Below are 26,125 nucleotides of genomic sequence, written 5' to 3' on the forward strand. Positions count from 1 at the left end.
CGCTCACGGCAGCTGCCGAACCCGTCCCCGGGGCTTCAACTCAGTTGATCGCGCACGAGGTCAAGGAATGCCTGTCGGCTCGGACGGATGTGCGCCCAGACCTTCTCGTCCTGTGGCTCTCCCCGGTCTTCGGGGCCCTTCCTGATCACCTCCTGTACTGCCCACGCGAGGCTGTGTGCCGCTTCGCTGACCTCGGACGCGCACAGTACGTGGATCGTCTTCTGCGTCACCCACACCCGGTCAAGGACCTGCCTTGCCCGAGCCTGCCACTGCTCGTCAGCCAGGTTGTGGTGATACCGATCCACCGCGACTCGTTCGGCTTCCTGCACCGCAGACAGGAATTCGATGAGGTGAGTGAGACGCTCGTTGCGGCGCGCCTCGGCAAGTTCACGAACACTGCGGCGCGCCTCGCCGCGTTCCAAGGCACGTCCTGCCGAGCGCTGGGCCAGCATCGACATGAGCCCGCCGAGCAGGACGCCGATGAGCGGCGCAAGCGTTGTCCACACAACGTCCGATTATGGCATGAACACGGCACGGGGTTCGGGCGGTATCGGGCCGGGACCGGGACGCGCAGTCGGCCAGGTTGTCGCAGCCTCGCGGTCCGATGCCGGACTTCACCTCGGAGTCCGGGTGGCTGCGGTTCGTCTCACTTCGTAATGACTCGTCTAGAAGGCCGAGTGGGTGAACCAGTGGGTGAGCAGGTCCTGGTCGCCGAGGAGGTGGAACGCGTCGCTCTGGCGGTCCCGGCGGCCGTACAGCAGCAGGAGCAGGTCCTCGGCGGTTCCCCGTACGGTGGCGTCCGCCGCGGAGGGCCCGGGGTGGTCGGCCACCAGCGCGAAGCCGTCCGGGCGCAGGCCGACCAGCCAGGTCTCGTCGCCGTCCGTGCAGCTGAAACGAATGGAGCGGTCAGGGGCGCGCAGTTGGGCGGTCAGCGGCGCGAAGGGGGATGCGAACGGCAGGTTGGTGAGGAACTCGTCGACACCGTCGGCCGCCAGCGCGCGGTCGATGTGCGGGGGGATCCCGAGTGCGAGTTCCGCGTCGGCACGGTGGACGAGGGTCTCGAAGAGCATGCGCCGGACCCAGAACCGGGCGTGCTGGTCGACTCCCCAGGCCCACATCGGCGCGTCCAGGTCGGTGGCGGCGAACACCGCGGTGGCCTCGGCGGCGCTCGCGGTCAGCCAGTCCGGGAGGCCTTCGGGGTCCTCCGGCAGGCGAAGGTCCACGTCGCGGCTGGTCGGCGGCTGCTGGACGCGCTGCCGCAGCAGTTCGGTGAACCAGCGGTGCACGCTGCCGACGTGCCGGGTGAGGTCGGCGAGGGTCCAGCCGGGGCAGGTCGGCACGGGGGTGGAGAGGTCCGCCGCCTTGACGGTGGCGACGAATCCGGCGGCCTCGGCGGCGACGGCCGCTCCGTGCTGGGCGGGGTTCATGTGTGGGCCCTTCGTCTGGTGGTGCTGCCCCGGCGGCAAGGATGCTTAAGGGTGTAGATGATTGACATCCTTAAGTAATGGTGAAGGTAATTCCCGGGCCCCGCGGATGTCAACTTCCGCCCACCCCTCCGCCCCGCGTAAGGCCGGGAGCCGCCTGTTATGATCACCGCGTTGGCCTTCGGCACCCCGGCGGGTGTGTCCGGAGGCTTTTTTCATGCCCACATCCACTGCCGCACCCGCCGACCCGCCCACCACCGGCTACCGCTCCCTGCTCCGCAACCGCGAGTTCGCCGGCCTGTACGCCGGCTTCACCCTGACCGTCGCCGCGAGCACCCTGTCGGGGTTCGCGCTCGGCACACTGGTCGACCACCAGACCGCGTCACCGTTCCTGACTGCCGTGAGCATGTACGGCGCCACGTTCGCAACGGTGCTCGGCGCCCTGACGCTCATGTCGGTCGCCGACGGGAGCCGGCCGCGCCGGACCCTGGTGACCCTCCAGTGCGCCGCGCTCGTGGGCGTCGCCGCGCAAGCGGTTCCGGGGCTGCCGCTGGCCGTCCGGTTCGCTCTCCTCCTGGCACTGGGCTTCTTCCAGTCCCTGGGCACCGGAACGCGCATGGGGCTGATCGCCGAGGTGGTGCCGGCCGCCACGTACGCTCTGGCGCGATCGCTGATGAACATCACCGCGGGAGGCACGGCCGTGCTCGGCTACGCCATCGGCGCCGCACTGCTGCACCGGCTGAGCCCGCGGGAAGTCTTCGTCATCGCCGCCGTCCTGACCGGCCTCGGCCTGGCCGCCGTCGCCGCGACGGTCAGGGAACGGTCCATCCGTCCGTCCCGTCGGCCCGGCCTGCGCCAGACCTGGACGACGAACACCGAGCTCTTCTCCCGGAAGGGCCCGCGGGCACTCCTGCTGAACCTGTGGGTGCCGGGCGGTCTGATCGTCGGCTGCGAGGCGCTGTTCATCTCCTACGCGCCCGAGCACGCCGGGTTCCTCCTCGCCGCCGGATCCGCCGGGATGCTCCTCGGGGACCTCGCGGTCGGAAGACTGCTCACCGCCCCACAGCGGCACCGCTGCGTGTTCGCCCTGCGGCTGCTGCTCGCAGCCCCGTACCTGCTGTTCGGTTTCCACCCGCCCGTGCCGGTGCTGACGGCCGCGGTGTTCGTATCGGGAGCCGGGTTCGCCGCCACGCTGCCGCTCCAGGAGCGGCTTCTCGCGCTGACTCCCGATCCGGTCCGCGGCCAGGTCCAGGGCGTCGAATCCGCCGGCCGGATGACGTGGCAGGGCATCGGAGCCGCGATCGGCGGCGGGGTCGCCCAGTACCTCACCCCCGGCGCCGCGATCGCCGCGCTGGCCGCGGTGTCCCTCGGCGTCACCCTCGCTTCACGGGCCTGTGAACCGGCGGGGGCGATGGGCCTCCGTCCGCCCCCGGCCGGGCCATGACCACCCCTTGACCGGACAGGCCCTGACCAGCGCGCTCAGGATCGGTAGCATCCCACCCTCAGTAACACGATGGAGAAGGTGACGGCCGTGCCCGAATCCCCGCTCGTCCTTGACGAGTACGCCAGACGCATCCGCACCGACGTGGACGCGAACCTGCTGCGGCAGGAACAGCTGCGCGGCGAGCTCCGCAAGCTGGAGGAGGAGCACAACGTACTCCTCAAGCTCCAGCAGACGCTCGCCACGGGCGCGGAGGCCATCGCCTCCGCGAGGGGCGGGACCGGGGAAGCCGGGGAGCTGCCGAAGCCCCCGCGCGCGGAGCGCCAGGTCCCGCGCAGGCGCGGCGGCAAGGGGCGGGCGGGGAAGGGGCGCCTGTCGGGGGAGGCGTCGCTCATCGAGACCGTCAACGCGCTGCTGCAGGCGCAGGTCGAGCCCCGGTCCGTCGCCGAGATCCTCGGTGAAGTGGTCGCGGTGCGCCCGGCCACCATCCAGACCGTACGCAACACGCTCGACCGGCTGGTCGCCACCAGCAAGGCCGAGCGCACCAAGCAGGGGCGCTCGGTCTACTACAGCGCGGTGGGCGCCGCCGCCGGGCCGCAGCCCACCCCGGCCGTCGACGCTCAGTAGCGGAGCAGGAGCCGACAGGCAGGAAACCAAATGATCTGAACTCCTGCCCGACATCCGACGTTTGCTCAGTAGGGAGCTTCCCTGAACCGATCGAACCGATAGGGGATTCACTGTGATACGTCCGGTTGTCCAGCGCGGTCGGAGCGCGATCGAGGCGAGTTCCCCGGCGGTCCTGCCCGGACTGTCCGCACCCGCCTGCCGGAACGCCGACCCTGCCCTGTTCTTCCCCGCGTACGGCGTGCCCTTGAGCGACCTCCAGATCAGGGCGGCCAAGGAGCTCTGCGCCGGCTGCCCGGTCCGTGAGGAGTGCCTGGCGATAGCCGTCCGCTCGGACGAGAGCGACGGCATCTGGGGCGGCACCACACCGATCGAGCGGCGCCGGATGCGGGTGCAGCTGGCACGCATGGAACAGGGTGCGGAGCTCGCCCGGGCCGTGGTGTCGGGTGACGAGCCGCAGGTGCTCCAGGGCCTGCGGCCCGCCGTGGTGCACAACCTGTTCGCCATGGGCTGGAACGCGGAACGCATCGGCCACGCCCTGCAGCTGGCATCGGGCGAGGTCCAGGCGGCCCGGGCGATGGCCGCCAGGTCCCTGGCGTTCCTCGCGTTCATGGAGCGGCACTGCCCCAAGGGGTGGAGCTGAGGGGCGGGTGGGGCTAGGGGGCGTCCCGGACGATCGTCCAGGGGGATGTGGCAGTGGTGGACGTACTGCGCCGGGAATTCGGTGCCGCTTCCCGGAATCGACGCGATCGTGTCCGTCGGCGGGGTGAATTCCCGGATGACGATCCGGGTCACCGTCTCCGGATAGGACTTGACCGTGTCCTTGTTGGAGTTCGCCTCGTCCGGGTCCGGCGGGATCGGCGGTCCGGTGAGGTAGTTTCCCAGAACAGGCCGGTCCTCCGGCTTGCGGCCGCCGTCGATCCACTTCTCGTACTGCTCCTGGTAGCCGGCCGCGTCGATCGGCTGCCGGTTCAGCACCTGGAAGTTGACGAGGTGGACGTGCATCGGGTGGGCGTCGTGGTTGGGATTGACGTACTCCCGGATCTCGGTCGAGCCCGCCTTGACGAAGTCCTCGGACGGCTCCATGAACGGCACCGCGTTGAAGGTCATGGTGCCGAACAGCTTGTGCTGGTACAGGACCCATTCCCGTCGGCGGGGTCGCGCACGAGGTAGAGACCTGCGAGGCCCGCGTACACGTTGACGCTGGTCATCCCCATGCCGTGGTCGTGGTACCAGAGCATGGCCGAATTCTCGTGGTTGGTGTAGGCGCAGATCGCCTCGTTCGGCTTGACCCGCTTCGGGTCCAAGGTGGTGTAGGCCTCGGCGTGGATTCCGTCCGGGCTGAACGAATGCAGGGGCATACCGTCGGACTGCGGGGCCGTGAATCCGCCGTGCTGGTGCACGACGTTCCAGACGTTCACGTTTGAGGGGAACGGCAGGTGCGGCTTGTACGGGGGCGGAGGGATCGGGGTGAGCTGGGGGTCCCCGTTGCGGATTCCGTCGATCACGAACTGGAACAGATGGGTCGTCGGCAGCTTATTGCGGTACTTGACGACCGTCGGGTGGTCCTTGTTCACGCTGATGGTCGGCCCGAGGTAGCCCATGCCGATGACCTTGCCGGGATCGTGCGGATGCGCGGCCCAGTACCCCCAGACGGTCGCCGGAGCCAGATCCCGGTGGAAGCGCCACGAGCCCTGGCGCATCGTGATCTCGTAGTGGTCGGCGCCCGGATAGACGGAAGGATCCGCGACGGCCGTCGGCGGAGTGGGCAGCGGGTCCACGAATTTCGTGAGCGGAGGGGTTTTCGGCACCGCGGTGGCCGGGGCCCCGTGACCGTGACCGTCGGCGTGCGCCGGCGTCCCCAGTACGCCCCGCGAGAGTGTGACCGCACCCCCCATGGCTCCGGCCAGGAGGAACTCCCTGCGTCCGACCATCGTCTCCCGCCTTTCCGGGTCGGGCAAAGCCACTTAATGCGCCGATTTGCCAGAAATTCTCCAGATTTCAGAATTGGAATCCAATAATTCTGAATCGGAAATGATTATCGCCATTCGGGGCGGTGGTCCGCGCGGCCGATCGGCCCTCCCGGGACGTGTCACCGCGTGCGCCACGGGTCCCGGCGTGGAACCGTTTCCGCATGACCGAAGGATCGACACCTCACCTTTCCCCGGCGCGCATCACCGTACTGGGCGTCCAGCCCGGCAATCCGCCCTTTCGCATCGTGGAGGTCGACGGGGAGTTCGTCGGCAGGGCGATGTCGATGACGGACGTGCTGCTGGTCGCCGCGGAGGCCGGGATCCCGATCCACGACCTCGACGACCTGGACGAGGTCCGGTGGGTCGGGGGCGGCAAGTTCAACTGGACCCCGCACTAGGTTCCGCCCCCGGCGGGCCGCCCGGCCCCGGCCGGCGGTCGTTGGGGGTGATCGGCGTGCGGACCGGCGTGCTCGTGCGGCGGGCGCCGGACCAGGGAGCGGGGACGGCGTCGATGTCCCGGGCCAGGCGGTGGGCGACGGCCTCGTAGTTGACCCGCCAGCCGCGGAAGTGCGGCCAGGCCTGCTCCGGGGTGCGCTCCATGCCGTACCCCTGCCCGGACATCCGGGCCACGCCCTGGAGGAAGTCCTCGTACGTGAGCAGCAGCGGGTCGTCCGGACGCGGGTCGCGGTCGTAGCCGATGCCGCGGATGTCCGCGAGGTCGCGCAGGCACACGAAGCCCGCGCGCAGGGCCATCCGTACGGCGTACTGCGGCTGGGAGGGGTTGAACGCCAGCCGCAGCGCCGCGGCGTCCATCACCGCGACCAGGGCCACGAGCCAGTTCCGGTTCGGCTTGGGCGAGCGGAACTGGATGAGGATCGGATACGTGGTGTGGCTCTCGCTCACCGCCGCGCTCCACCGCTCCCAGTTGCGGAACAGCTCGTCGAGCCCGTCCAGCAGCTCCGCCTGCGCGTAGCGGGCCAGGATCTCCGGCCCCCACGGCGGGACACCGGCCCGAGCCTCCAGCAGGGTCACCTCCATCTCCCGGCTCTGGTACGCCCCGTACAGCGCGGGCAGGTACCCGACCTGGAGGCCGATGGTCACGGGTCCGGTGGCCGCCGCGCAGAAGTCGATGGCGTTCAGGCTCTCGCGGTTGCTGCTGGCGAAGCCGAGGGTGAGCATCGAGGACCCGGCCTCCACCAGCGCCTTGCGCAGTGGCAGACCGCTCACGGCGGCCTCCAGGAGGCCGTAGCCGAGCAGGAACAGCAGGAGCCAGCCGATCAGTACGGCCACCAGGGTCAGCGGCGCCATCGGCGCCAGCGCCCGGTCCTTGCCCTCGGGAGTGGAGCGGGCGTCGGCGGCGAGCTGGAAGGGCAGCCGGACGGCGCCGTGCACGAACCGGGTGAACCGGGACCGGCTGGGCCGCGGGACGACGAGGTTGCTCACGACGGAGGAGAAGCCCGACAGCACCAGAACGGCACCGAGCACGCCCATCAGCCATCGGTCCACCAAGCCCCGCTCCCTTCGCGCCCGATTCGGCCCGGACACCCAGCGGATCCCACCGGACGGCCCGAAACCAGGCGGCTCGCCCACCCGGCACCCCGAACGGCCGCGCCCCGGCGCCGCGGCGGCGCGCGTGCCCGCGCCGCACCGTTCGGCGAGTCGCGGACACGGACCGCGGGGGCGCGGGAGACTGGCCGGGCGGGCCGCCGCGAGCGGCGGCGGAGGGGGGCGGGGGAACGATGGGCGCGCGGTACGTCACGGACCTGATCGCTGCGTTCGAGCGGAACGCGGGGCGGCCCGCGATCGGGGCCGGGCCCGTCGTCATGGGGTTCTCCGAGGTCCTGGCCGACACGTACCGGCTGGCCGGTGTTCTCGGTGAGCTGGGAGTGACGCGCGGGACCGGTCTGGCCTGCGTGACGGACGGCAACCCGCCCGAGGCACTGCTGGTGCGGTTGGCCGCCCATGTCCTGGGCGCCCGGCTGACCCAGGTGGTCGTCGGCCCGGCCACCCACGGCCTGGACTTCATGCTGCGCGACTGCGCACCCGCTCTGGTGGTGCACGACACCCCGGTCCCGGACACCGGGGTTCCGGGCGTCGGGCTCGAGGAGTTGGTGCGGCTCGCCCGCACCCGGGACGGCCGGCCGGTGCCCGTGCAGGCGCGCGAGGAGGACGTGGCGCGTGTGACGTACACCGGTGGTACGACCGGCAGGCCCAAGGGCGTGGCCTCCACGTTCGCCGCGATGGCGGGCCGGACGGATACGCGGGGCAAGGGCGGCGAGGGCGGCGACGGCGGACCGGCGGGCGAGGGCGCCGACGGCGGCGCACCGCGCGCGTCGGCGTCGGTCTACCTGTCGGTGACCTCGCTCGCGCAGCGCTCCGGGGGCCGGTGCCTGGAGCAGCTGCGCGGGGGAGGCCGGGTGGAGATCCTCGGCCCCTTCGACGCGGGGGAGTTCGCCGCCGCCTGCCGGCGGCTCGGGCCCGTGTCCACGTACCTGACGCCTTCGATGGTCTACCGGCTGCTGGACGATCCGGCGACGGCCGACGGCGTACCGGGTCTCGCCCAGGTGTCGTACGGAAACTCTCCGGTCCACCCGGAGCGGCTGCGGCAGGCGCTGACGCGCTGGGGTGCGCGGCCGAGGTGGCGGCAGGGCTACGGGATGAACGAAGCCGGCGTGATCTGCAGGCTCTCGCCGGCCGATCACGACGCGGGGGTGACGGACCGGCCGTACCTCCTGGGGTCCGTGGGCCGCCCCGCGCCCGGTGTGGACGTACGGGTGCGCGATCAGGACGGGGCGGAGACCGGGCGGGGAGAGACCGGCGAGGTGTGGGTGCGGTCCGCGATGACGATGGCCGGCTACTGGAATCAGCCCGGCCTGACGGCCGAGGTGATGCGGGACGGATGGCTTCGGACCGGGGACCTCGGCCACTTCGACGCCGACGGCTACCTCTATCTCGACGACCGGGTGAAGGACGTGGTGATCGTGGACGGGGTGAACATCTACTGCGGTCCCGTCGAGGCGGCCCTGACCCGGCATCCCGCCGTGGCCGAGGCGGCGGTGGTGGGCAGGGCCGACGATCGCACCGGCGAGGAGGTGTGCGCCTTCCTGGTGCCCGCGCCGGGTCGTGTGCCCACGGCCGCGGCGGCCGCCGAGGCGTGCCTGCTGGTGGCGCGGGCCCTGGCCCCGGCGCACCGGCCGACCACCGTCTTCTGGGAGACGGCCCTGCCGCTGACCGACCGGGGCAAGCCGGACAAGCGGCTGCTGCGCAAACGGGCTGCAGGACCGACCGGGTCCGAGACCCGGCCGTGAGGACGCCGGGGAGGGGCGCCTCTCGCCCCGCGGAAAATCCCTTTCCCGCGCGTCGGGGTGATCATTAGAGTCGGCACATGAAGTTACTCACGCGTAAATCGGCGGCCTCGCAGGCGGTCCGGACCGCCGAATGACTTCGCAGTCTTCTCCGGACCCGGCATGATTCCCCCGTGCATGAGGACGAGACCCGTCGCGGGGGAGCGCGGTACACGCTGACCGACACGGAGTACGGCCACGACTGGGGCGACTGCGCCCAGGCCGAGGGCCTGTTCGGCGAAGGCCGGCGGGAGACGTACGAACTGTTCGGCTGGGTCCCGGAAGGAGCCGGCCCGCGCGGCTGGATCGGCCGCAGGGTGTGGTGGGTGCCGGACGAAGGGGGGCTCGATCCCTGGCTCCTGGAGGACGCCGAGAGCCCCGGACGGCGCGCGGGGAGGGACGGGCTCGTACTCACGGGCCTGGACGACCACCTCGGTCCGCCCGAGGGGCACCGCGGTCCGGTCCGGCTGCACGACGAGCACCAGTGGCTGGGCGCCTGCCGCGAGTTCACCCGGATCCTGCCGCCCGAACGGGCGGAACGCCCGCTCGTCCTGCGGGGGTTCGCCCCGGGCGACGAACTGCGACGCGCACTGGCGGCGGGCACCCGGCGGTCGCTGGACCTGGGTGAAGCCGTCCTGAAGGTACGGGACGACCGGGGCGCGCCGCTCGCGGAGCTGCTGCTGTGGGCCACCGTCAGCGCCTGGTGCCCGTCCGCCCACGGCGCGGATCTGATCGACCTGGAGTTGGAGGGAAAGCTCTCCACCCCCGTCCCGGAACAGGCCCGGCCCCTCTGGGAGCGGTGGCTCGCGGGGCCGCCGAAGACACCCGGCACCTGGGGCGCGCTGGACACCCGGCAGCGCTGGGCCTGGCTGGACCACGTCCGGGGCAGGGCCTTCCTCCGCGCCCGCGAGGAGCGGCCGCCGGGGCACTCGTACGAGCTCGACGGCCGGCACGTCACGGACGTCCCGGGCCTCTACCTGGCACTCGGCGAAGCGGTGAACGGGCCGGGCGGCTACTTCGGCGGCTGCCTGGACGCCCTCGACGACTGCCTGGGCGGCGCCTTCGGCCACACCGCCCCGGCGACCCTGCTCTGGCGGAACGCCGTGACCGCCCGCGACCGCCTGTCCCGCGTCCTGAGGCCGCGGGGGGAGCCGTACGACCTCTTCGCCGAGACCCTCGACGTCCTGGCCGACGGCGGACTGGGCGTCACCCTCGCCTGAAGGGGACGGAGGTCCGTTCGGCGCCGGGGGTGGCGCGGTGGTGCCGGAGCCCGGCCGCCCGAGGGGCATTCCGTCGGAGCTGTGCTCGGGATGCGGATCCCGGCGTATCTCGGGATGCTGGATGCGCCAGTATTTCCAAGGAGGCCGTAATGTCGATGCTTGACAAGCTCAAGGGCCTGATCAAGGGCCATGAGGACGTAGCCCGACAAGGGGTCGAGAAGGCCGGCGACGCCGTCGACGCGAAGACCGGCAACAAGTACCAGAGTCAGGTCGACACGGCCCAGCAGAAGATCAACGAGCAGCTGGGAACGGACAGGCCCCAGGACCGCCCGCCGCAGGTCTAGAGCTGTCCGGGTGCCCGCGTACGCCGTGCGGGCCGCAGGTCCGGTGCTCCCGGTCGGAGCGCCGGGCCTGCGGCATGTGCGACCGGCCCGGTCCGGCCGGTTCCCCGGGCCGGGGCCTCAGCTGCCGGTCAGGGTGCGGGCCAGGAGGGGGAGCAGCCGGTCCCAGTGGCGCTGGAGCGCGGAGGCGTCGAAGGCGGCGGTGTCGGACATGGTGAAGCCGTGGACGGTACCGGCGTAGAGCTCGATGGTGTGGGCGACGCCCGCGGCGTCCAGGGCCCGGTTCAGCTCGTCGACGGCCTCGGGCAGCATGTCGTTCTCGGCGAGGCCGAGGTGGACTTCGGCCGTGAGCTTCGGGACGAGGCGGTGCGCGCTGTCGGGCGCGTCCGTGACCAGGGCGGCGGGGTGGAATCCGGCGACGGCGGCCACCCGGTCGGGGTGGGCCGTCGCCGTACGCATCGCCAGGACGGCCCCCATGCAGTAGCCGATCGCGGCGACCGGTCCGTCGCCCACCTCCGGCTGCGCGGTGAGGAAGCGGAGGTACGCGTCGGCGTCGCGCAGGGCGCGTTCGGTGGTGTGCGCCTCGATCAGGGGCATCAGCCGGCCGAAGAGGGCGGGCCGGTTCTCCGCCGTGACGTACTCGGGAAGTTCGATCACCGGTGCCGGGCCGTGCCGGTAGTACACGTTGGGGACGAGCACGTAGTAGCCGTGCCCGGCCAGTTCACGGGCCTTCTCCTCCAACTCGGGGCGCAGGCCGAAGGCGTCCATGTACAGCAGCACCCCCGGGTGCCGCTCGCCGTCGTCGGGAAGGGCGGCGAAGGCGTCGGCCTGGCCGTCCATGGTGGGGATCTGTAACGTCGACGTCTTGGTGGGCATGATGGATCTTCCTTCCTTGGACCGAAGCCAGTAGATCACTGGGCCGGCGTCACAGCCAGCTCCTCGTCCCCACGGGAGGCGGGAGGGGTACACGCGTGGGCGCGAGCACGGGCACGGCCGGTCGGGGAGTCGATATGACCCGGGTGGGTGGCCGGTGGCGGGTCACCCGCCCGTGGCCTCCCCAGCTGCGCCCCTTCGTGCACAGCTATGCCGGCTACTGGGAGGCGGCGGTCACGCCCTATCGCGTGCGGTTGGTTCCCACGGGCCGGGCGGTCGTGGTGATCAATCTGGGGGAGCCGTTCACCCAGGTGCGCCGACTGGGCAGCGACCCGAGCCCGAACATCCTGGTCACCGGCTCGCTGGTCGCGGGCCTGGAGGACGGGCCCCGGGTGTGTGACCACCCGGGTGGACAGGAGGCGATCCGGCTCGAGTTGACGCCGCTGGGCGCCTACCGGCTCTTCGCGCTGCCGATGAGCGAGTTGACCAACAGGGTGGTCGGGCTCTGCGACGTCCTCGGTCCCGGGGCCGCAGTGCTGACCGAACAGCTCGCGGACACCGCCGACTGGGGAGCCCGGTTCGACCTCCTGGACATCGCACTGTCGGCCCGGATCGCGCGCGGCCCGGATCCCGCTCCCGAGGTGAGCCATGCCTGGCGGCTCCTGTCCCGCGCCGGCGGGGCGATCCCGGTCGGCCGGATCGCGGCCGAGGTCGGCTGGAGCCAGGGCCACTTGATCCGCCGGTTCACCGAACAGGTGGGCCTGACGCCCAAGATGTCCGCCCGCGTGCTGCGCTTCCACCGGGCGGCGCGACTGCTCACCCGCGAGGGCGCGAACCTGACCGAAGTGACCGAGGCCTGCGGCTTCTACGACCAGGCACACCTCAACCGCGAGTTCCGCGCCCTGGCCGAGACCACTCCCGGCCGGGTGGCCGTCGCCCGCGTGGCGGAGGGAGCGCTCGCCCTGTGAGGGGCGAGGTCAATTCTGTCCAAGCCAGGCCGTGTGCGCGTCGATAGTGTCTCGTTCGTAGTGGATCAGTCACCCGAACACGGGCAACGGTGAACCCGGCCTGGAGGAGGAGTACCCGATGGAAGACCTGCTGCGCATCCTCGTGGCCGGCGCGATCTCAGGAGGCTTGATCGGTCTCGCGGGGGCCCTCGGCCGAAACCGCCGCAGGCGCCGGGAGGAAGGCGGATCCGACCGCCGCTGACCGGGGGCGGTGCCGTCCCCGGCACGCTCGGACGTCGTCGGCCACGGGGGTGCCGGCGACGTCGTCGGCAACGACGCCGACGGCCGCCGCGCCCCCTGGAGGAGCGGGCGGCCGCGGCGGTCGGGGTGCGTCAGGCGACCGGTGTCGCGGGGAGCCACTCGGGGCGGTCGAGGAAGGCCAGTACCGCCCGCTTCTCGGGGAGGTGGATCTCCGGAAGGTCGATCTCGGGCAGGATGATCTCGCCCTGCCGGACGAAGCCGATGCGGCCCAGGAGGGCGACGGCCTTCTCGTTGCGCGCGTCGGGCTCGCCCACCGCGCGCCGCACGGCCGGGTCGCGGAACGCGAAGCGGATGAGCGAGCCGATGAGGGTCCTGCTGAAGCCCGGGCGGGGCCGGCCCGCGATCGGCGCGAGCATGAGGTGGACGCCGATGTCGCCCTCCCGCACCTCGTAGCACTCGCTGACCCGGTCCTCCTGCGGCTGGTAGGTCTGGAAGAGCGCCACCGGCTCGTCGTCCAGACGGACCATGAACGCGTGATGGGTGTCCCGGCGGTCCACGTCCTCGTAGATCTCCTGCACCAGCTCCCGGCTGGCGCCGTTCATTCCCCAGAATTCGGCGCGCTCCTCGATGACCCAGGCGTGCAGCACGGCGGAGTCCGTCGCCGGGTCGACGGGAGTGAAGCGGACCGTGCCGAAGTCTTCGACGGTCTCCGTGTAGACGTCGGCGCGCGGGGTGGAGAGGACGGTGGACTCGGGTCTCATGCGGTCTCGGTTCCTTCGTGACGGCGGGTGCGGCGGCAGCGATGAGCACACCAGCCCGCGAACTCGTTAGGTAAGGCTGGCCTAAGTGTAGGTCCATGGTGGCGTGAATCGAACGCAGGGTGCGTCTCGTCCGCCGGCAGGCGCCGTCGACGCGCCGAGACCTGGACGCGTCTTGCCCGGTGTCGCGCGCCCGACCCGCTTCCGCTGGTCAGGCCACCGTCCCGTCCTGCCGTCGCCGCACCATCTCGGAGATCCAGACGGGCGCGAACGGGGACGTGCAACCGGGGGGAGTCGGGTAGTCCTTCAGCACCTCCAGGCGCTCGCCGATGGCGATGGCGCGGGCGCGGTACTCCGCGTGCTCGATCCCGATCTGTGCCAGGCAGTGGTTCATCGCCCATTGCAGGCGGTCCGGGGCATCCTGCATCCGCGTCTCGATGACATCGAGCAATCCCGCCAGGTCGAGCCCCTCGGGCCTCTTCGCCACGCGTTCGGTGGTCAGCGCCCAGCCCGCGCTCGCGACCACCGGATCGGGGTCGGCGAACCAGGCCGACCGCAACTCCTGCGCGTGCGGGCTCTTCTTCACCACGTAGTTCACGAGCCAGTCGTGCACCTTGGGCGTGCGGGCCTCGCGCAGCATGGCGTCCAGCCGGTCACGGTCGAACGCCTTCGGGCGGCAGACCAGGATCGCCAGCAGTCTCGCCGCGGTGTCATCGGTCTCCCAGAGCCGGCACGCCAGTTCCTGCTGGGTCTTCAGCCGCTTCGCGAGCGCGCGCAGCCTGCCGAGGTTCACGCCGTGATCGTCGCCGTGCTTCTCGTTCACCGCGCGTGCCTTCGGGTCCTCGAGCGCGGCCAGCTCGGCCATCACCTCGGCCACCGTCGTCTCGGCCACCCCGGTCATCTCGACCTCCTGTCCGTCCCGTCCGCATTTCAGCCTATGCCGGAGGCCCGTCCGGCCCCCGCCGTACACACCAACCGAGAATGGCCGAACTCCTGCGGAATCCGACTGCCGTTCGTCTGGCGTATCCGCCACCGTCACGTCAGGCTCCCTCTCCGGTAGTCCCGGCACGCTGTTCTGGGTGCGCTCCAGCACTCCTCGATCAAAAGCAGAGGTCCCTCTCGCCATGGCAGAACTGAACCGCCGCCGTTTCCTCCAGCTCACCGGCGGCGCCGCCGCCCTGACCCTGCTCAACGAGAGCATCGCGCGCGCCGCCGCCATCCCCGCGCAGGGGACGACGGGGACCATCGCCGACGTCGAGCACGTCGTGGTCCTGATGCAGGAGAATCGTTCCTTCGACCACTACTTCGGTGCCCTCCGCGGCATCCGTGGCTTCGGAGACCCGCGCCCGGTGACCCTGCCCAGCGGCAAGTCCGTCTGGCACCAGACCGACAACGCCGGCAAGGAGACGCTGCCGTTCCGGCCGCCCTCCGACGACCTCGGCATGGAGTACCTCCAGGGCCTCAACCACGACTGGGCGGGCGGCCAGAGCGCCTTCAACAAGGGCAAGTACGACAACTGGGTGCCCGCCAAGACGCCGGCCACCATGGCCCACCTGACGCGCGAGGACATCCCGTTCCACTACGCGCTCGCCGACGCGTTCACGATCTGCGACGCGTACCACTGCTCGTTCATCGGCTCGACCGACCCCAACCGCTACTACCTCTGGTCGGGCCACACCGGCAACGACGGCAAGGGCGGCGGCCCGGTCCTCAACAACGCCGAGGCCGGCTACGACTGGACCACCTACCCGGAGCGCCTGGAGGCGGCCGGCGTCTCCTGGAAGGTCTACCAGGACGTCGGCGACGGTCTCGACGCCGCCGGTTCCTGGGGCTGGATCAACGACGCCTTCCGGGGCAACTACGGCGACAACTCGCTCCTCTACTTCAACAACTACCGGGGCGCCCAGCCCGGCAACCCGCTGTACGAGAAGGCCCGTACCGGCACCAACGCGAAGGCGGGCGAGGGCTACTTCGACAAGCTGCGCGCCGACGTCACCGCCGGCACCCTGCCCCAGGTCTCCTGGATCGCCGCACCCGAGGCCTTCAGCGAACACTCCAACTGGCCCGCCAACTTCGGCGCCTGGTACATCGCGCAGGTACTGGACGCGCTGACGTCCAACCCCGACGTGTGGGCCCGTACCGCGCTGTTCATCACCTACGACGAGAACGACGGCTTCTTCGACCACGTCGTCCCGCCGTACGCGCCCGCCAACGCCGACCAGGGCCTGTCGACCGTCTCCACCACGCTGGACGTCTTCCCCGGCAAGGCCGGCTACGTCGCCGGCCCGTACGGTCTGGGCCCGCGCGTGCCGATGCTCGTCGTCTCGCCGTGGAGCACCGGCGGCTACTCCTGCTCCGAGACCTTCGACCACACCTCGGTCATCCGCTTCATGGAGAAGCGCTTCGGCGTGCGGGAGCCCAACATCTCGCCCTGGCGCCGCGCCGTCTGCGGCGACCTGACCTCCGCATTCGACTTCGCCCGTACGGACACCGGCGCGGTCAGGCTGCCCGACACCGGTCTCTGGGAGCCGCAGGACCGCGAGCGCCACCCGAACTTCCTGGCCACCCCCCCGGCCGTGGGGACGATGCCGCGCCAGGAGAAGGGCCTGTGCAACACCCGTCCGCTGAAGTACGCCCCGTACGTGGACGGCGCCGCGCTCACCGGCGAGGGCAAGTTCCGGCTGACGTTCGGCGGCGGCCCCGACCTGGGTGCGCAGTTCTACGTCACCTCCGCCAACCGGACCGACGCGCCCTGGACGTACACCACCGAGGCGGGCAAGTCGATTTCGGACACCTGGAACACCGTCTACTCCGCGGGCGTCACCGACCTGACGGTCCACGGCCCGAACGGCTTCCTCCGCGGCTTCCGCAACCCCGGCACCACCCCGGGCCCCGAGGCCACGGCCCGCCACAACGCCACCACCGGGAACCTGGACCTCACGGTCACCAACGCCGGAGCGTCGACCGCGACGCTCACGGTCACCAATGCCTACGGCGGCGGACCGAAGCGCCTCACGGTCGCCAAGGGCGCCACCGTCACGTACAGCGTTCCGCTGCGCAACACGCGGCGCTGGTACGACGTGACGGTCACCGCGTCCGAGTTCCCGGACTTCGGCCGCCGCTTCGCGGGCAAGGTGGAGACCGGCGCGGCCGGCCTCTCGGACCCGGGCATCCTGACGGAGCAGGGCTCCTGACCGGTCGGTCCTGCCGACGACGGGCCGGTTCCCGCTGACGGGCCGGTCCTGCCGGCGGGCCGGTCCTGCCGGTCCGGCCGGTTCCGGCCGATGCGGATCGACCGCGAGCGGCCCCGCTCCACGGAACCCCCGCGGAGCGGGGCCGCTCGCGGTACGCCTCCGGGCGCGGCCCCTCCCGGGACCGCTACGGTGGCGCAATGGAACAGCGGATCAGCCTGGTCACCCTGGGCGTCGCGGACCTCGCCCGCGCCAAGGCCTTCTACGCGGCGCTCGGATGGCGCGGGACCGAGGTCGAGGAGACGGTCTTCCACCAGGCGGGCGGCCTCGCCCTGGTGCTGTGGGACCGCCGCAGACTCGCCGCGGACTGCGGTCTTCCCGACGCCCCGCAGGCCGGGTTCGGCGGTATCGCGCTGGCGCACAACGTACGCACGGACGCCGAAGTGGACACCGTCCTCGAGGCGGCCGCCGGGGCCGGCGGCACCGTCACCCGCCCCGCCGCCCTCAACGCGATCGGCTTCTACTCGGGCGTCTTCACGGACCCCGACGGCCACGCCTGGGAAGTCGCCCACAACCCCGGCTTCACCCTGGCCGAGGACGGTTCCCTGATCCTGCCGGACTTCACCGGACAGGACGCGTCCGGCGGGTCGGCCCGGACCACGTCATCGCGTGCGGCTCGTCGAGGTGCTTGAAGGCGCGGCGGTCGTGCTCGGAGCCCAGCCGGACCGGCCGGTCGCGGGTGCGGACGCCGCCAGGTCCTGATCCACTCCTCTCGGGAGTCCGCAATGCTCATGCCTCCCGGGCGGCCAGGGTGCGGGCGGCCGTCTTCGCCAGGTGCGCGGTGAACACCGCGGCCGGGTCCGCCACGCCGAGCCGGTGGAGGGCGACCATCGCCGTCACCAGGACGTCGCACACCTCCGCCTCCACGTCCCGCCACGAGTGGGACAGGCCCTTGCGGGGGTTGGTTCCGGTGGCGCCGATGACGGCCTGCGCGGCCTCGCCGAACTCCTCCCCGATCTTGAGTACTTGCAGTACCCGGCGCTGGTCGGCGGGGAGATGGGCGGTGGCCTCGTCGAAGAAGGCGGCAAGCTCTCCCGTGACGGCCCAGGCGTTCTTCTCCACGATGGTTCCCCTTCGTCCGGCTGCTGTCCGTTCGCGGTCCTGCTCCTGTGAACGAATCGGAGGACGTTCGGATGCCCCGTTCGGCGGAGCCGCCCGCGGCCGTCTACCGGACCAGCGCGAACGTACCGGCCGCGACGGCCCCGCCCACCGCGGCGCCCGCGAGGACCTGCGCGAGGGTGTGGTCCTCGAGCTCGATCCGGGACCAGCCGACGACGGCGACCAGGGGGTACGCCAGGAGCATGCGGGGCCCGTACGTCATGGCGAGCAGGACGATGCTCCCGGAGGCGACGGCGGCATGCACGCTGATCTTCCAGGCGGGGGTCACGGCGAGGAGTGCCACGACGGTGGCCAGCATGGCCGAGACCAGCGCGAGCATGATGCGGGGGGCGCCGAGGGCGGACAGCATCGTGATGCCGGTGGCGACCGACACGGTGACGAAGCCCATCACGATGATGCGCTGGCGCCTCGGGCCGACGTGGCGGTCGGCCCAGCGACCGCGGCGTATGCCGTACTTGATGAAGGCCAGGGGTATGACGGCGGCGAACAGGCAGCCGAGGAGTCCCCATCCGATCCCGGTCAGCCGGCCGGTGTGCCAGCCGATGAGGACGGTGTCGGCGATGATCCACGTCTTCGGGTCGAGCCCATCGGTGATCAGGCGCGCGGCCCGGGACTCGGCCGGGTGTGTGGTCGCGGTCGCGGTCGTCACGTCGTGGCCTCCTGGCCGGTCGTGGTGGGAAGTCGCCGGCCACGGGGGGAGCGGTGGCAGGTCCGGGCGCACCGGGTGATCCTCTCAACCCCGGGCCGCGCGGGGACTGCGGGGCCGGTCAGTCCGCGGTCTCGCCCGGTTCCTCGTCCGCCTTCCGGTTGCCGCGTCTGCGCTCTTCCTCCCGGGCCGCCCACGCGGCCGAGTCGATCCGCGTGGCGTAGCCCTCCGCCGGCTCGGATGCGTCCAGATGCACCGCCCAGGCCCACAGGAAGACAGCCGCCAGCAAGAAGCCGACTGCCGTTGCCAGGACCGATTCGACCTGCTCGGACTGGGATTCCTGGTCCGTCCCGAAGAAGGCGGGCGGACCGCTGACGATCATGCTCACCCACCAGGCGAGGGTCCCGTTGAACGCGATGAGGGCCATCCAGTACAGGGTCTGGACGGCCCTCGCCGGCCAGCTGTGCATCGTCCGCAGCAGCAGAAGGCGCCGCAGTCTCCCCGGCCCTCCCCGCTGCCGGCGCGCCGCGGCCTCGAAGCTGCGCACCGACGCGTAGCACTCGTCGAGCCAGTGGCCCGGCTCCGGGTCCGGGGCCCCGGTCGGCGCCAGTTTCTTGGCCTCGATCCAGCCGGTGATGAACTGGACCTCCATCTGCGCCTTCTCCAGCCTCCTGCGGTAGTGGTGGTCGGCGCTCCGCGCTTCGCGCCGGTCCCTGAGGACGAGGCTGATCCCGCCCACCACGCCGGTGATGACGGGGACGAAGAACGGGGCGAACGACACCAGTGAATTCAGATCGGGCACCGGTCACACCTCCTCGTCCGATCCGGCCTCGGCTGGGGCCTCTCCACCAGCCTTGCATCCGTCGAGGAGGCGCCGGCCGCTCCGCGCGGCCGTTCGGGTGGTCGCCCGGCCCCGGCGCGCTTCAGCCGGCCGTACCGGGGACGGCGGCGGCCGTGGCGCGGCCGCCGCCGGCATCGCACAGGACGTCGCAGGCCCCGTGCGGCACCGGCGCGGGCACGCGCAGAGCCCGCAGCCGTTCGATACGGTCGCCCGTCGCCACGACCGCGGGGCGCTGACGCTGCATGGCCAGGGTGTCGTACCCCCGGTCGAAGACGCCGGTGAGGCCGGGCGGGTCGAGCAGGCCGGCCGCGTCGGCCGCCATGTCGGAGAGCGTGTACGACGCCGTCGAGAGGCCACCGGCCGGCGCCGCCGCGAAATCCGGGACGGGGTGCGCCGAACCGTTCGTAGGCGATCTCGATTCCGGACGGTCCGAGCACGGACGAGCGGGGTGACGCACGCGCGTGCCGGAGGCCTGCGTGAACGCCGGGTTCCGGTCGATGCGCGGGCGCGGAATTTCCGTACGGTCCGTCAAGGACCCCCACCCGGGCGCGGGTACGGTCACCGGCGATGGGGACGGGCCCGAGAAGTTGGGTACCCTCTCGCTTGGCTTCGGGGCTCCAGCGGGGCTTCAGCGAGCTGAACTGCCGTGACAGGGGATGGATCTTTCATGAGTGCACCTTCCGCCGACCTTTTCCAGCCGCTCCGGCCCGAAGACCCGGCCACGGTGGGCGGTTACCGGCTGAGCGCCGTGCTGGGCGCGGGCGGCATGGGCAAGGTGTACCTCTCCTACACCCCGGGCGGCCGGCCCATCGCCCTCAAGGTGATCCGGCCCGAGTTCAGCGAGGACCCCGAGTTCCGGCGCCGCTTCCAGCAGGAAGTGAAGGCCGCGCAGCGCGTGCAGGGCCTCTACACCGCGCCCGTCATCGACTTCGACACCGAGGGCGACCAGCCCTGGCTCGCCACGGCCTACGTACCGGGGCCGTCCCTCGCACACGCCGTGGCCCGGCACGGGCAGCTGCCGCTGCGCAGCGTGCTGCTGCTGACCGTCGGGGTCGCCGAGGCGCTGCACGTCATCCACGGCGCGGGCATCGTCCACCGTGACCTGAAGCCCGCGAACGTACTCCTCGCCGCCGACGGCCCCCGCGTGATCGACTTCGGCATCGCCCGCGCGGCGGACGCCACTTCCCTCACCGGCAGCGGCGTCAGCGTCGGCACGCCGGCCTTCATGGCGCCCGAGCAGGCCTCCGCCGGTACGGTCACCGACCGCACTGACATCTTCGCCCTCGGCCAGATCGTGGCGTACGCGGCGATCGGCGCGCCCGCATACGGGGAAGGGTCCTCGCACGCCGTGCTCTACCGCATCGTGCACGAGGACCCCGACCTCAGCGCGCTGCCGGACGAGCTGCGGCCCCTGGTGACCCGGTGCCTCAGCCGTGACCCGGCGGACCGGCCCGCCCTGGCCGAGGTCATCCGGATGTGCCACGACCTCTCTCCGGTCCCGCTGCGCCAGGGCGAGGACTGGCTGCCCCGGGCCGTCGCCGGTTCCATCACCGAGCGGCTGCAGCTGCCCGAACCGGCGAAGACCCCGCCGCCGCAGCCCGCCGCGGCCCCGACGCCGACCGAGGTCTCCCCGCAGCCTCCGGCGCAGGGCGCGCCCCCGTACCCGCCGACCGGTTTCGGCGTGGCGGCCGCGCCGACGCAGAGCGCGCCCGCCGCACCGGCGCACGCACCGGCGGGTCCGGCGGCTCCGGGCATGCCGCCCGGCCACCAGACGCCGCCGCCCGGCTACCAGACCCACCCCGGCCACCAGACGCCGCCGCCCGGGTACCCGACGCCGGCTCCCGGCTACCAGACGCCTCCCCCCGGCTACCAGACCCACCCCCTCCACCAGGCGCCGGCGCCCGGATTCCACCCCGGCTACCCGCACCCCGCGCCGCAGCGCAAGTCGAAGGCGCCGGTCATCGCCGGGGCCGTCGTGGCAGCGGTGATCGGCCTCGTCGTCCTCGGCTCGCTGCTGCCGGACAAATCCGGGGACAAGGCCAAGGGCGGCGCATCCTCCGCCGGCGGAAGCGCGAGCAGCGGGACCGCCGGCGGCTCCCAGGACAAGGGCGGCAAGCGCGCCGATCCGACCCCGGCCTCGTACAAGGGCGTCAACCTGACGGCCAACTACCAGCTCATGCTGGCCGACAACCCGCCGCGCCCGGGCACCGGCGGCAACGCCGGCGTGCTGTACAACCACGGGGACCTCTACTTCTACCTGGACACCCTCTTCGGGGACACGAAGGTCGGGACCGACAACGGCAAGCTCGTCGTGCTGAACAACACGCAGAAGGGTTCGCTGGAGACCTGCCGCGCCGAGACCCGCTACACCGAGAAGGTCGGCCTCGACCAGCTCACGGACGGGTCGGAGATCTGCGTGCTCAGTGATGCCGGCCACATCGCGGTGGCGACGTACCGAGGCAGGTCGGGGGCGAACGACCCGAGCACCTACATCACGCTCGACCTCACGGTCTGGCGAAACGCCGAGGAACCGAAGAAGGGGAGCTGAGGGGAGCTGAGGGGAGCTGAGGCGCTGCGGTCCTGCCCGGCCCGTCCGACATTCGGCAAAATGGGCAAATCGCCCATTTCTGTCATTTAACTCAGTCGCTGCCATATGCCGTTTGAGGGTGTGTCAGTCGCAAACGGGCGGGGCATAATCGGGCCCGGTCGTCTCCGGAAGCAATGGAGCCATCGGGACACCGGCCGACCTCCCGGTCGGCTTCCCGCACCGGACCGATCCCCAAGGCGCCTCTCATGTCCCTGGCCAGCCGCACCCGCCTCGCGGCGCTGCTCGCCGCGGTCTCCGTCGGTGTGGCCGGCGTCACGACGTGGGCCTACGGATACGCGAGCGAGCGGCCGGCGGCGGCCGCCGAGGTGTTCTTCAAGCCGAGCGTGACCGAGGGCTCCGCCCTCCAGGTCGTCGCGCACCCCGACGACGACCTGTTCTTCATGAACCCCGACCTGAGCCGCTCCATATCGACGGGCATCAAGGTCACCACCGTCTACCTGACCTCGGGCGAGTCCGACGGCCGCAACGAGGCCCACAGCCCGCACCTGGACGACGCCGCGGGCCCCGCCGACCGCGCCGCCTACGCGGAGGCCCGGCAGAACGGCATCCGGGGCGCCTACGCGCAGATGGCCACCGGTGACCGCACCAGCACCTGGCAGCGGAAGTCCATACCCACGGCCGGCGGGGGCAGCGCCGAGGTGGACGTGCTCGTCGCCAGGCCCGAGGTCAACCTGGTGTGGATGCAGCTGCGCGAGGCCCGAAGCATCTCCGGGGACAACCCGGACAGCCTGCGCGGCCTGTGGGACGGCCGGATATCCGCCCTGGGCTCCCAGCTCACTTCCGGAACGCCGGTCGAGCGGCCCTTCTCGTACTCGAAGGACCAGGCCGTGGCCGCCATCGCGGACGTGTTCGCGCTGTACAAGCCGACCACGATACGGACGCAGGACCCGACCCCCGGCAAGTCGGACAGCGGCGTCTTCCTCGACCACCAGGACCACATGTACGGCGCCCGCTTCGTCCAGGCCGCCGCGGCGCGGTACGCGCAGACCGAGGGCCGGCCGCACTTCTCCGTCCAGAACTACGTGAGCTACCCGAACAGCGCGCTGCCGCCGACGCTCGACCCGCAGGCCGCCGAAGAGAAGCTCGGCTACCTCAAGACCTACGCCTGGATGGACCACGACGACTGGTGCGGCAGCCCCGCCGGCTGCGGTGACCGCAAGACCGCGACCAGGCCCACCGGCGCCGGATGGAACCAGACCATCCGCTACAGCCGGGGCGACGGCACCTCGTGGATGACCGAGGGCGTCTCCGGACGGCTGTGGGCCTTCGCCGTACTGGACGGGCGGATGGCGTACTGGTCGCGCAGCGGCCCGAAGGCCCCCTGGGAAGGCCCCCGGTTCCTGCCCGGCGCCGGCATCGACGCCGGGGCATCCGCGGTCCGGCTCCCGGACGGCAGGATCGCGGTGTTCGCCACCCGCACCACCCTCGGCAGCACACCCCAGGACTACGGCCGCGAGATCGTGTACGCCGAACAGGGCGCACCCGACGGTGCGTTCGGCCCCTGGGAGTCACTGGGAACCCCGGACACGGTGGACCGGTCCGGCACCTCCGCGATCAGCGGACCGGCCGTCGCCGTCGACCCGGCGGGCCGGATGACGGTGTACGTGCGCGACTCCCGGCGCACCCTGCGCGCCCGGACCCAGAGCGCCCCGGACGGCGGGTTCGGCGCATGGCAGGCCCTGGGCGGCTCCGGCCTCCTGGGCGATCCGGTCACCGCGACCGACGGATCGGGGCGGCGGTACGTGTACGCGGCGACGACCGGATCCGTCGTGGCCTGGGTCCAGCCGGCGCCGGGCGCCCCGATGACGGGTTCCTTCGCGACCGGACTGCCGCAGACGACGGGCGTGCTCTCGGCGCGCCCGGAGGCCGACGGGGTCCGCCTGTTCTTCCGCCGGCCCGGCGCGGGCACCGTCGGCACGAGCCTGGCGACCCTGGACGGGGCGGCGCCGGAGCTCTCCCCGGTCGCCGAGGCCGGCGGTCCGGGCGGCTACGGCGGCGTGGGCATCGCGGGCCCGCTGCTCGCGGGCCGTACGGGCTCGGGCACGGTCGGCGTGGCGGGTGCGGACGGCCCGCGGTCCTGGCAGGAGTCCCAGATGCTGTACACGGGCGCACCGGCCGGCGTGACCGACCGGGCCGGCACGACCGTCGCGGCGGCCCTCGGCCTCGACGCCGACCTGCACATCGTCACGACGCTCCCGGCTGCCCGCCCCGAGCCCGCCGGTGACCGGCTGCCCACCCCGTGGCACCGCGCCGTCCAGCCCCCGATGCTCGCCCGGGCGGCCGACGCGGGTTGAGCCGGCTGCCGCCGCCCGGCCCGCACGCACTCCGGGGGCCGGTCCCGCACGCATCACGCGCCACTCCCGGCCCGCGGACGGGCGGGTCCTCTGTCGCGGCGGGAGCCCACGCGCCACACTGGGGGGTTCGGGGCGGAGCGCCCCGTCACGAGGAGGTGGTGGGCGGTGTCGGGGACCTCTGCAGAGCAGCCCGCGCCGGTCGTGCGTCCCGAGGTCTGGGAGACGTACGGGCCGGCCGATCTCAGCTCCGTGCCGGTGTTCGCCGGAGGGTTCATCAACTTCGGCTACTGGCAGGCCGTCGATCTCGAACGGCCGCTGTCCCAGGGCGACCGGATCCGCAGCGAGCAGGACCTCTACCGGCACGTACTCGACGCGGTCGGCCCCGCGGGCGCCCGGACCGTGGAGGTCGGCTGCGGTCTCGGCCTCGGTTGCGCCCTCGCCCTGGAGGAGTACGGGCCCGCGGAGATGACCGGGGTGGACATCCACCCCCAACAGCTCCGGCGGGCCCGCGAGGCGAACTCCCTCCTCCTAGAAGCCCGGCCGCCCCGGCTGCGCTTCGTGCTCGGGGCGGCGGAGAGCCTGCCGCTCGGCGACGCCGAGTTCGACTGCCTGTACAGCGTCGAGGCGGCCCAGCACTTCCCCGACCTGCCCGCGTTCGCCCGGGAGGCGGCCCGGGTCCTGCGCCCCGGCGGGCGGGTGGCGGTCACCAGCTTCTTCAGCGTCGAGGGTGCGCCCGCGCCGGCGGAGCGGCTCGCGGGGCTGCTCGACTCGTTCGCCAGCGGCCTGGACATCGCCCGGCCGGTCTCGCGGCTCGGCGAAGCGTTGGCGGACGCCGGCTTCACCGATGTACGGATCACCTCGATCGGCCCGCAGGTCTGGCCCGGCTGGGACCGCTGGCTCGCCCGGCTCTGGGCGCCGGGCACCTGGCCCAGGAACTTCCTGGCCGCCTGGGAGCAGAAGATCCTGGACTACTACCTGGTCACCGCCACCCGCCCGTAGCCCGTCCGCACCCCGCGACGGGCAGGCCCTTCCGGCCCGGGCGTGGCGGATATCACGCCCGGCCCCGGCCCGTGGGACCAGGCCGGGCCTGCGGCCCTGCTCGAAGGCCTGAGAGGCGGACAAATGGGCCGATAGGGGGAGATGGATGCCCCTGCACGTGACCTACCCTGGATCGGAATCGCCAATTCCGGGGGCCGAGCGCAAAGGTAGAGCGCGTCCATGGGCATCACCACCAGTTCCGCGCGTCGTCGACGGGCGGTTCCCGCCGTGGCGGGGGCCGTCCTCGCCCTTCTGGCGACCATGGCCACCCCGGCCTTCGCCGCCGCGGACGGCTCGGCAGGCCGGTCCGCGATCGGCTCGGCGGGCCGGTCCGCGATCGGCTCCGAGCCGGCCCACGGGGCCACCGGGATCCCGCTCGGGATCTCCCGGCTGGCCCAGGGGCCGGGCCGTGACGTCGCCATCACCATCGACGACGGCCCGGACCCCCGGTGGACGCCCCAGGTGCTCAAGGTGCTGAGGCAGAACCACGTCAAAGCCACCTTCTGCATGATCGGAACCAGGGCGCAGAAGTACCCGGACCTGGTGCGCGCGATCGCGGCCGACGGCCACCAGCTGTGCGACCACTCCGTCGACCACGACGTGACGATGGACCACAAGCCCGTCGCCTACCAGCGGCAGCAGATACTCGACGGCAAAGCCATGATCGAGAAGGCCGTTCCGGGCGTCGCCGTCACCTACTACCGCGCCCCGGGCGGTGCCTTCACCCCCGACAGCCGTGCGATAGCCGCCGCGAGCGGGATGCGCCCGCTGGGCTGGAGCGTCGACCCCAAGGACTGGAGCCGTCCGGGCCTGCCCGCGATCGTCGCCGCCCTGGAGGGCAAGCTGCCCCGGCAGCCGACCGTCCTGTTCCACGACGGCGGCGGCGACCGCAGCGAGACGGTCGCGGCGCTCAAGGAGTACCTGCCCTGGCTCGCCGCGAAGGGCTACGCCTTCACGTTCCCGGCCCGCACCGCCCCGTAGGCACCGAGCCCGGCGCTCACGCGAGCCCGGCGTGACCGGCAAGACGCCCCCTAAAGGGTGTTGCAGAAGGCTCAGCCTTGGGCATTTTGCCTGTATGGGTGGGGTGTTGCGGGCTGAGCCGGTGTGGGTGGAGACGTTCAC

Annotated in this window: 26 protein-coding genes; 15 read left to right on the forward strand and 11 right to left on the reverse strand. The window is 72.1% G+C overall.

What is annotated here, in order from left to right:
- Nucleotides 1-35: 35 nt before the first annotated feature.
- Nucleotides 36-506 carry a hypothetical protein gene (locus tag ACFY1T_RS34040; protein WP_390791629.1) on the reverse strand — a complete coding sequence of 157 codons (471 nt, stop codon included), beginning with the start codon at nt 504-506 and terminating at the stop codon, nt 36-38.
- 159 nt (nt 507-665) lie between these two features.
- Nucleotides 666-1,427 (reverse strand): maleylpyruvate isomerase family mycothiol-dependent enzyme, encoded by a 762-nt coding sequence (locus ACFY1T_RS34045; RefSeq protein ID WP_390791630.1) that lies wholly within the window; start codon nt 1,425-1,427, stop codon nt 666-668.
- 214 nt (nt 1,428-1,641) lie between these two features.
- On the opposite strand from ACFY1T_RS34045, the gene ACFY1T_RS34050 reads away from it, so the two are divergent.
- The 3 genes from ACFY1T_RS34050 (at nt 1,642) to ACFY1T_RS34060 (ending at nt 4,132) form a co-directional block, all read left to right on the forward strand.
- Complete coding sequence (locus ACFY1T_RS34050; RefSeq protein ID WP_390791631.1) at nt 1,642-2,868, forward strand: MFS transporter; 1,227 nt, start codon at nt 1,642-1,644, stop codon at nt 2,866-2,868.
- A gap of 69 nt (nt 2,869-2,937) precedes the next feature.
- Nucleotides 2,938-3,492: a hypothetical protein gene (locus ACFY1T_RS34055; RefSeq protein WP_390791632.1), complete on the forward strand. Its 555-nt coding sequence runs from the start codon at nt 2,938-2,940 to the stop codon at nt 3,490-3,492.
- Nucleotides 3,493-3,604: 112 nt separating this feature from the next.
- Nucleotides 3,605-4,132: a WhiB family transcriptional regulator gene (locus tag ACFY1T_RS34060; protein ID WP_390791633.1), complete on the forward strand. Its 528-nt coding sequence runs from the start codon at nt 3,605-3,607 to the stop codon at nt 4,130-4,132.
- A gap of 463 nt (nt 4,133-4,595) precedes the next feature.
- Here the strand turns inward: ACFY1T_RS34060 and ACFY1T_RS34065 are convergent, their stop codons facing one another.
- Nucleotides 4,596-5,423, reverse strand: a complete 828-nt coding sequence (locus tag ACFY1T_RS34065; RefSeq protein WP_390791634.1) for a hypothetical protein — start codon at nt 5,421-5,423, stop codon at nt 4,596-4,598.
- Between the two features lie 200 nt (nt 5,424-5,623).
- On the opposite strand from ACFY1T_RS34065, the gene ACFY1T_RS34070 reads away from it, so the two are divergent.
- Nucleotides 5,624-5,860 (forward strand): hypothetical protein, encoded by a 237-nt coding sequence (locus tag ACFY1T_RS34070; RefSeq protein WP_030867579.1) that lies wholly within the window; start codon nt 5,624-5,626, stop codon nt 5,858-5,860.
- Here the strand turns inward: ACFY1T_RS34070 and ACFY1T_RS34075 are convergent.
- Nucleotides 5,841-6,968 carry a hypothetical protein gene (locus tag ACFY1T_RS34075; protein WP_390791635.1) on the reverse strand — a complete coding sequence of 376 codons (1,128 nt, stop codon included), beginning with the start codon at nt 6,966-6,968 and terminating at the stop codon, nt 5,841-5,843. The two genes, ACFY1T_RS34070 and ACFY1T_RS34075, sit on opposite strands and share 20 nt — an antisense overlap.
- A 233-nt stretch (nt 6,969-7,201) precedes the next feature.
- Between ACFY1T_RS34075 and ACFY1T_RS34080 the strand changes: the two genes are divergently transcribed.
- The 3 genes from ACFY1T_RS34080 to ACFY1T_RS34090 all read left to right on the forward strand — a co-directional run bounded on the left by ACFY1T_RS34080 (nt 7,202) and on the right by ACFY1T_RS34090 (nt 10,370).
- A complete protein-coding gene (locus ACFY1T_RS34080) occupies nt 7,202-8,770 on the forward strand; it encodes a class I adenylate-forming enzyme family protein (protein ID WP_390791636.1) in 1,569 nt (522 codons plus the stop codon).
- Nucleotides 8,771-8,940: 170 nt separating this feature from the next.
- Nucleotides 8,941-10,026 (forward strand): barstar family protein, encoded by a 1,086-nt coding sequence (locus ACFY1T_RS34085; protein WP_390791637.1) that lies wholly within the window; start codon nt 8,941-8,943, stop codon nt 10,024-10,026.
- 149 nt (nt 10,027-10,175) lie between these two features.
- Complete coding sequence (locus ACFY1T_RS34090; RefSeq protein WP_390791638.1) at nt 10,176-10,370, forward strand: antitoxin; 195 nt, start codon at nt 10,176-10,178, stop codon at nt 10,368-10,370.
- A 117-nt stretch (nt 10,371-10,487) separates the two neighbouring features.
- On the opposite strand, the gene ACFY1T_RS34095 is transcribed toward ACFY1T_RS34090, so the two are convergent.
- Complete coding sequence (locus ACFY1T_RS34095; protein WP_390791639.1) at nt 10,488-11,243, reverse strand: dienelactone hydrolase family protein; 756 nt, start codon at nt 11,241-11,243, stop codon at nt 10,488-10,490.
- 134 nt (nt 11,244-11,377) lie between these two features.
- Between ACFY1T_RS34095 and ACFY1T_RS34100 the strand changes: the two genes are divergently transcribed.
- Both ACFY1T_RS34100 and ACFY1T_RS34105 read left to right on the forward strand, forming a co-directional pair.
- The gene (locus ACFY1T_RS34100; RefSeq protein WP_390791640.1) at nt 11,378-12,208 is read left to right on the forward strand and encodes a helix-turn-helix domain-containing protein; all 831 of its coding nucleotides are present in this window, start codon (nt 11,378-11,380) and stop codon (nt 12,206-12,208) included.
- Nucleotides 12,209-12,326: 118 nt separating this feature from the next.
- A complete protein-coding gene (locus ACFY1T_RS34105; RefSeq protein WP_267501343.1) occupies nt 12,327-12,449 on the forward strand; it encodes a hypothetical protein in 123 nt (40 codons plus the stop codon).
- Nucleotides 12,450-12,579: 130 nt separating this feature from the next.
- On the opposite strand, the gene ACFY1T_RS34110 is transcribed toward ACFY1T_RS34105, so the two are convergent.
- Both ACFY1T_RS34110 and ACFY1T_RS34115 read right to left on the reverse strand, forming a co-directional pair.
- Entirely contained in the window at nt 12,580-13,209 is a 630-nt protein-coding gene (locus ACFY1T_RS34110; RefSeq protein WP_390791641.1) for a GNAT family N-acetyltransferase, read from the reverse strand.
- Nucleotides 13,210-13,417: 208 nt separating this feature from the next.
- The gene (locus ACFY1T_RS34115; RefSeq protein ID WP_390791642.1) at nt 13,418-14,107 is read right to left on the reverse strand and encodes a DNA alkylation repair protein; all 690 of its coding nucleotides are present in this window, start codon (nt 14,105-14,107) and stop codon (nt 13,418-13,420) included.
- Nucleotides 14,108-14,330: 223 nt separating this feature from the next.
- Between ACFY1T_RS34115 and ACFY1T_RS34120 the strand changes: the two genes are divergently transcribed.
- Nucleotides 14,331-16,400 (forward strand): phosphocholine-specific phospholipase C, encoded by a 2,070-nt coding sequence (locus tag ACFY1T_RS34120; protein WP_390791643.1) that lies wholly within the window; start codon nt 14,331-14,333, stop codon nt 16,398-16,400.
- A 197-nt stretch (nt 16,401-16,597) separates the two neighbouring features.
- Nucleotides 16,598-17,089, forward strand: coding sequence for a VOC family protein (locus ACFY1T_RS34125; RefSeq protein ID WP_390791644.1), 492 nt, complete (start codon nt 16,598-16,600; stop codon nt 17,087-17,089).
- Between the two features lie 97 nt (nt 17,090-17,186).
- Here the strand turns inward: ACFY1T_RS34125 and ACFY1T_RS34130 are convergent, their stop codons facing one another.
- From ACFY1T_RS34130 to ACFY1T_RS34145, 4 genes are all read right to left on the reverse strand, one after another.
- A complete protein-coding gene (locus ACFY1T_RS34130; RefSeq protein WP_390791645.1) occupies nt 17,187-17,519 on the reverse strand; it encodes a MazG-like family protein in 333 nt (110 codons plus the stop codon).
- Nucleotides 17,520-17,622: 103 nt separating this feature from the next.
- On the reverse strand, nt 17,623-18,225 hold the full coding sequence (locus ACFY1T_RS34135) for a hypothetical protein (RefSeq protein WP_390791646.1): 603 nt from the start codon (nt 18,223-18,225) through the stop codon (nt 17,623-17,625).
- 118 nt (nt 18,226-18,343) lie between these two features.
- Nucleotides 18,344-19,024, reverse strand: a complete 681-nt coding sequence (locus tag ACFY1T_RS34140) for a hypothetical protein (protein ID WP_390791647.1) — start codon at nt 19,022-19,024, stop codon at nt 18,344-18,346.
- A gap of 121 nt (nt 19,025-19,145) precedes the next feature.
- Nucleotides 19,146-19,385: a hypothetical protein gene (locus tag ACFY1T_RS34145; RefSeq protein WP_390791648.1), complete on the reverse strand. Its 240-nt coding sequence runs from the start codon at nt 19,383-19,385 to the stop codon at nt 19,146-19,148.
- A 345-nt stretch (nt 19,386-19,730) separates the two neighbouring features.
- Here ACFY1T_RS34145 and ACFY1T_RS34150 point away from each other — a divergent pair, with 345 nt between their 5' ends.
- The 4 genes from ACFY1T_RS34150 (at nt 19,731) to ACFY1T_RS34165 (ending at nt 25,984) form a co-directional block, all read left to right on the forward strand.
- Nucleotides 19,731-21,611, forward strand: a complete 1,881-nt coding sequence (locus ACFY1T_RS34150; protein WP_390791649.1) for a serine/threonine-protein kinase — start codon at nt 19,731-19,733, stop codon at nt 21,609-21,611.
- A gap of 245 nt (nt 21,612-21,856) precedes the next feature.
- Nucleotides 21,857-23,965, forward strand: a complete 2,109-nt coding sequence (locus ACFY1T_RS34155) for a PIG-L family deacetylase (protein WP_390791650.1) — start codon at nt 21,857-21,859, stop codon at nt 23,963-23,965.
- Between the two features lie 165 nt (nt 23,966-24,130).
- On the forward strand, nt 24,131-24,964 hold the full coding sequence (locus ACFY1T_RS34160) for a class I SAM-dependent methyltransferase (protein ID WP_390791651.1): 834 nt from the start codon (nt 24,131-24,133) through the stop codon (nt 24,962-24,964).
- A gap of 219 nt (nt 24,965-25,183) precedes the next feature.
- Nucleotides 25,184-25,984 (forward strand): polysaccharide deacetylase family protein, encoded by an 801-nt coding sequence (locus tag ACFY1T_RS34165; RefSeq protein ID WP_390791652.1) that lies wholly within the window; start codon nt 25,184-25,186, stop codon nt 25,982-25,984.
- The last annotated feature ends 141 nt before the right edge of the window (nt 25,985-26,125 follow it).

Source organism: Streptomyces sp. NPDC001194 (genome assembly GCF_042896985.1).
Taxonomy (GTDB): domain Bacteria; phylum Actinomycetota; class Actinomycetes; order Streptomycetales; family Streptomycetaceae; genus Streptomyces.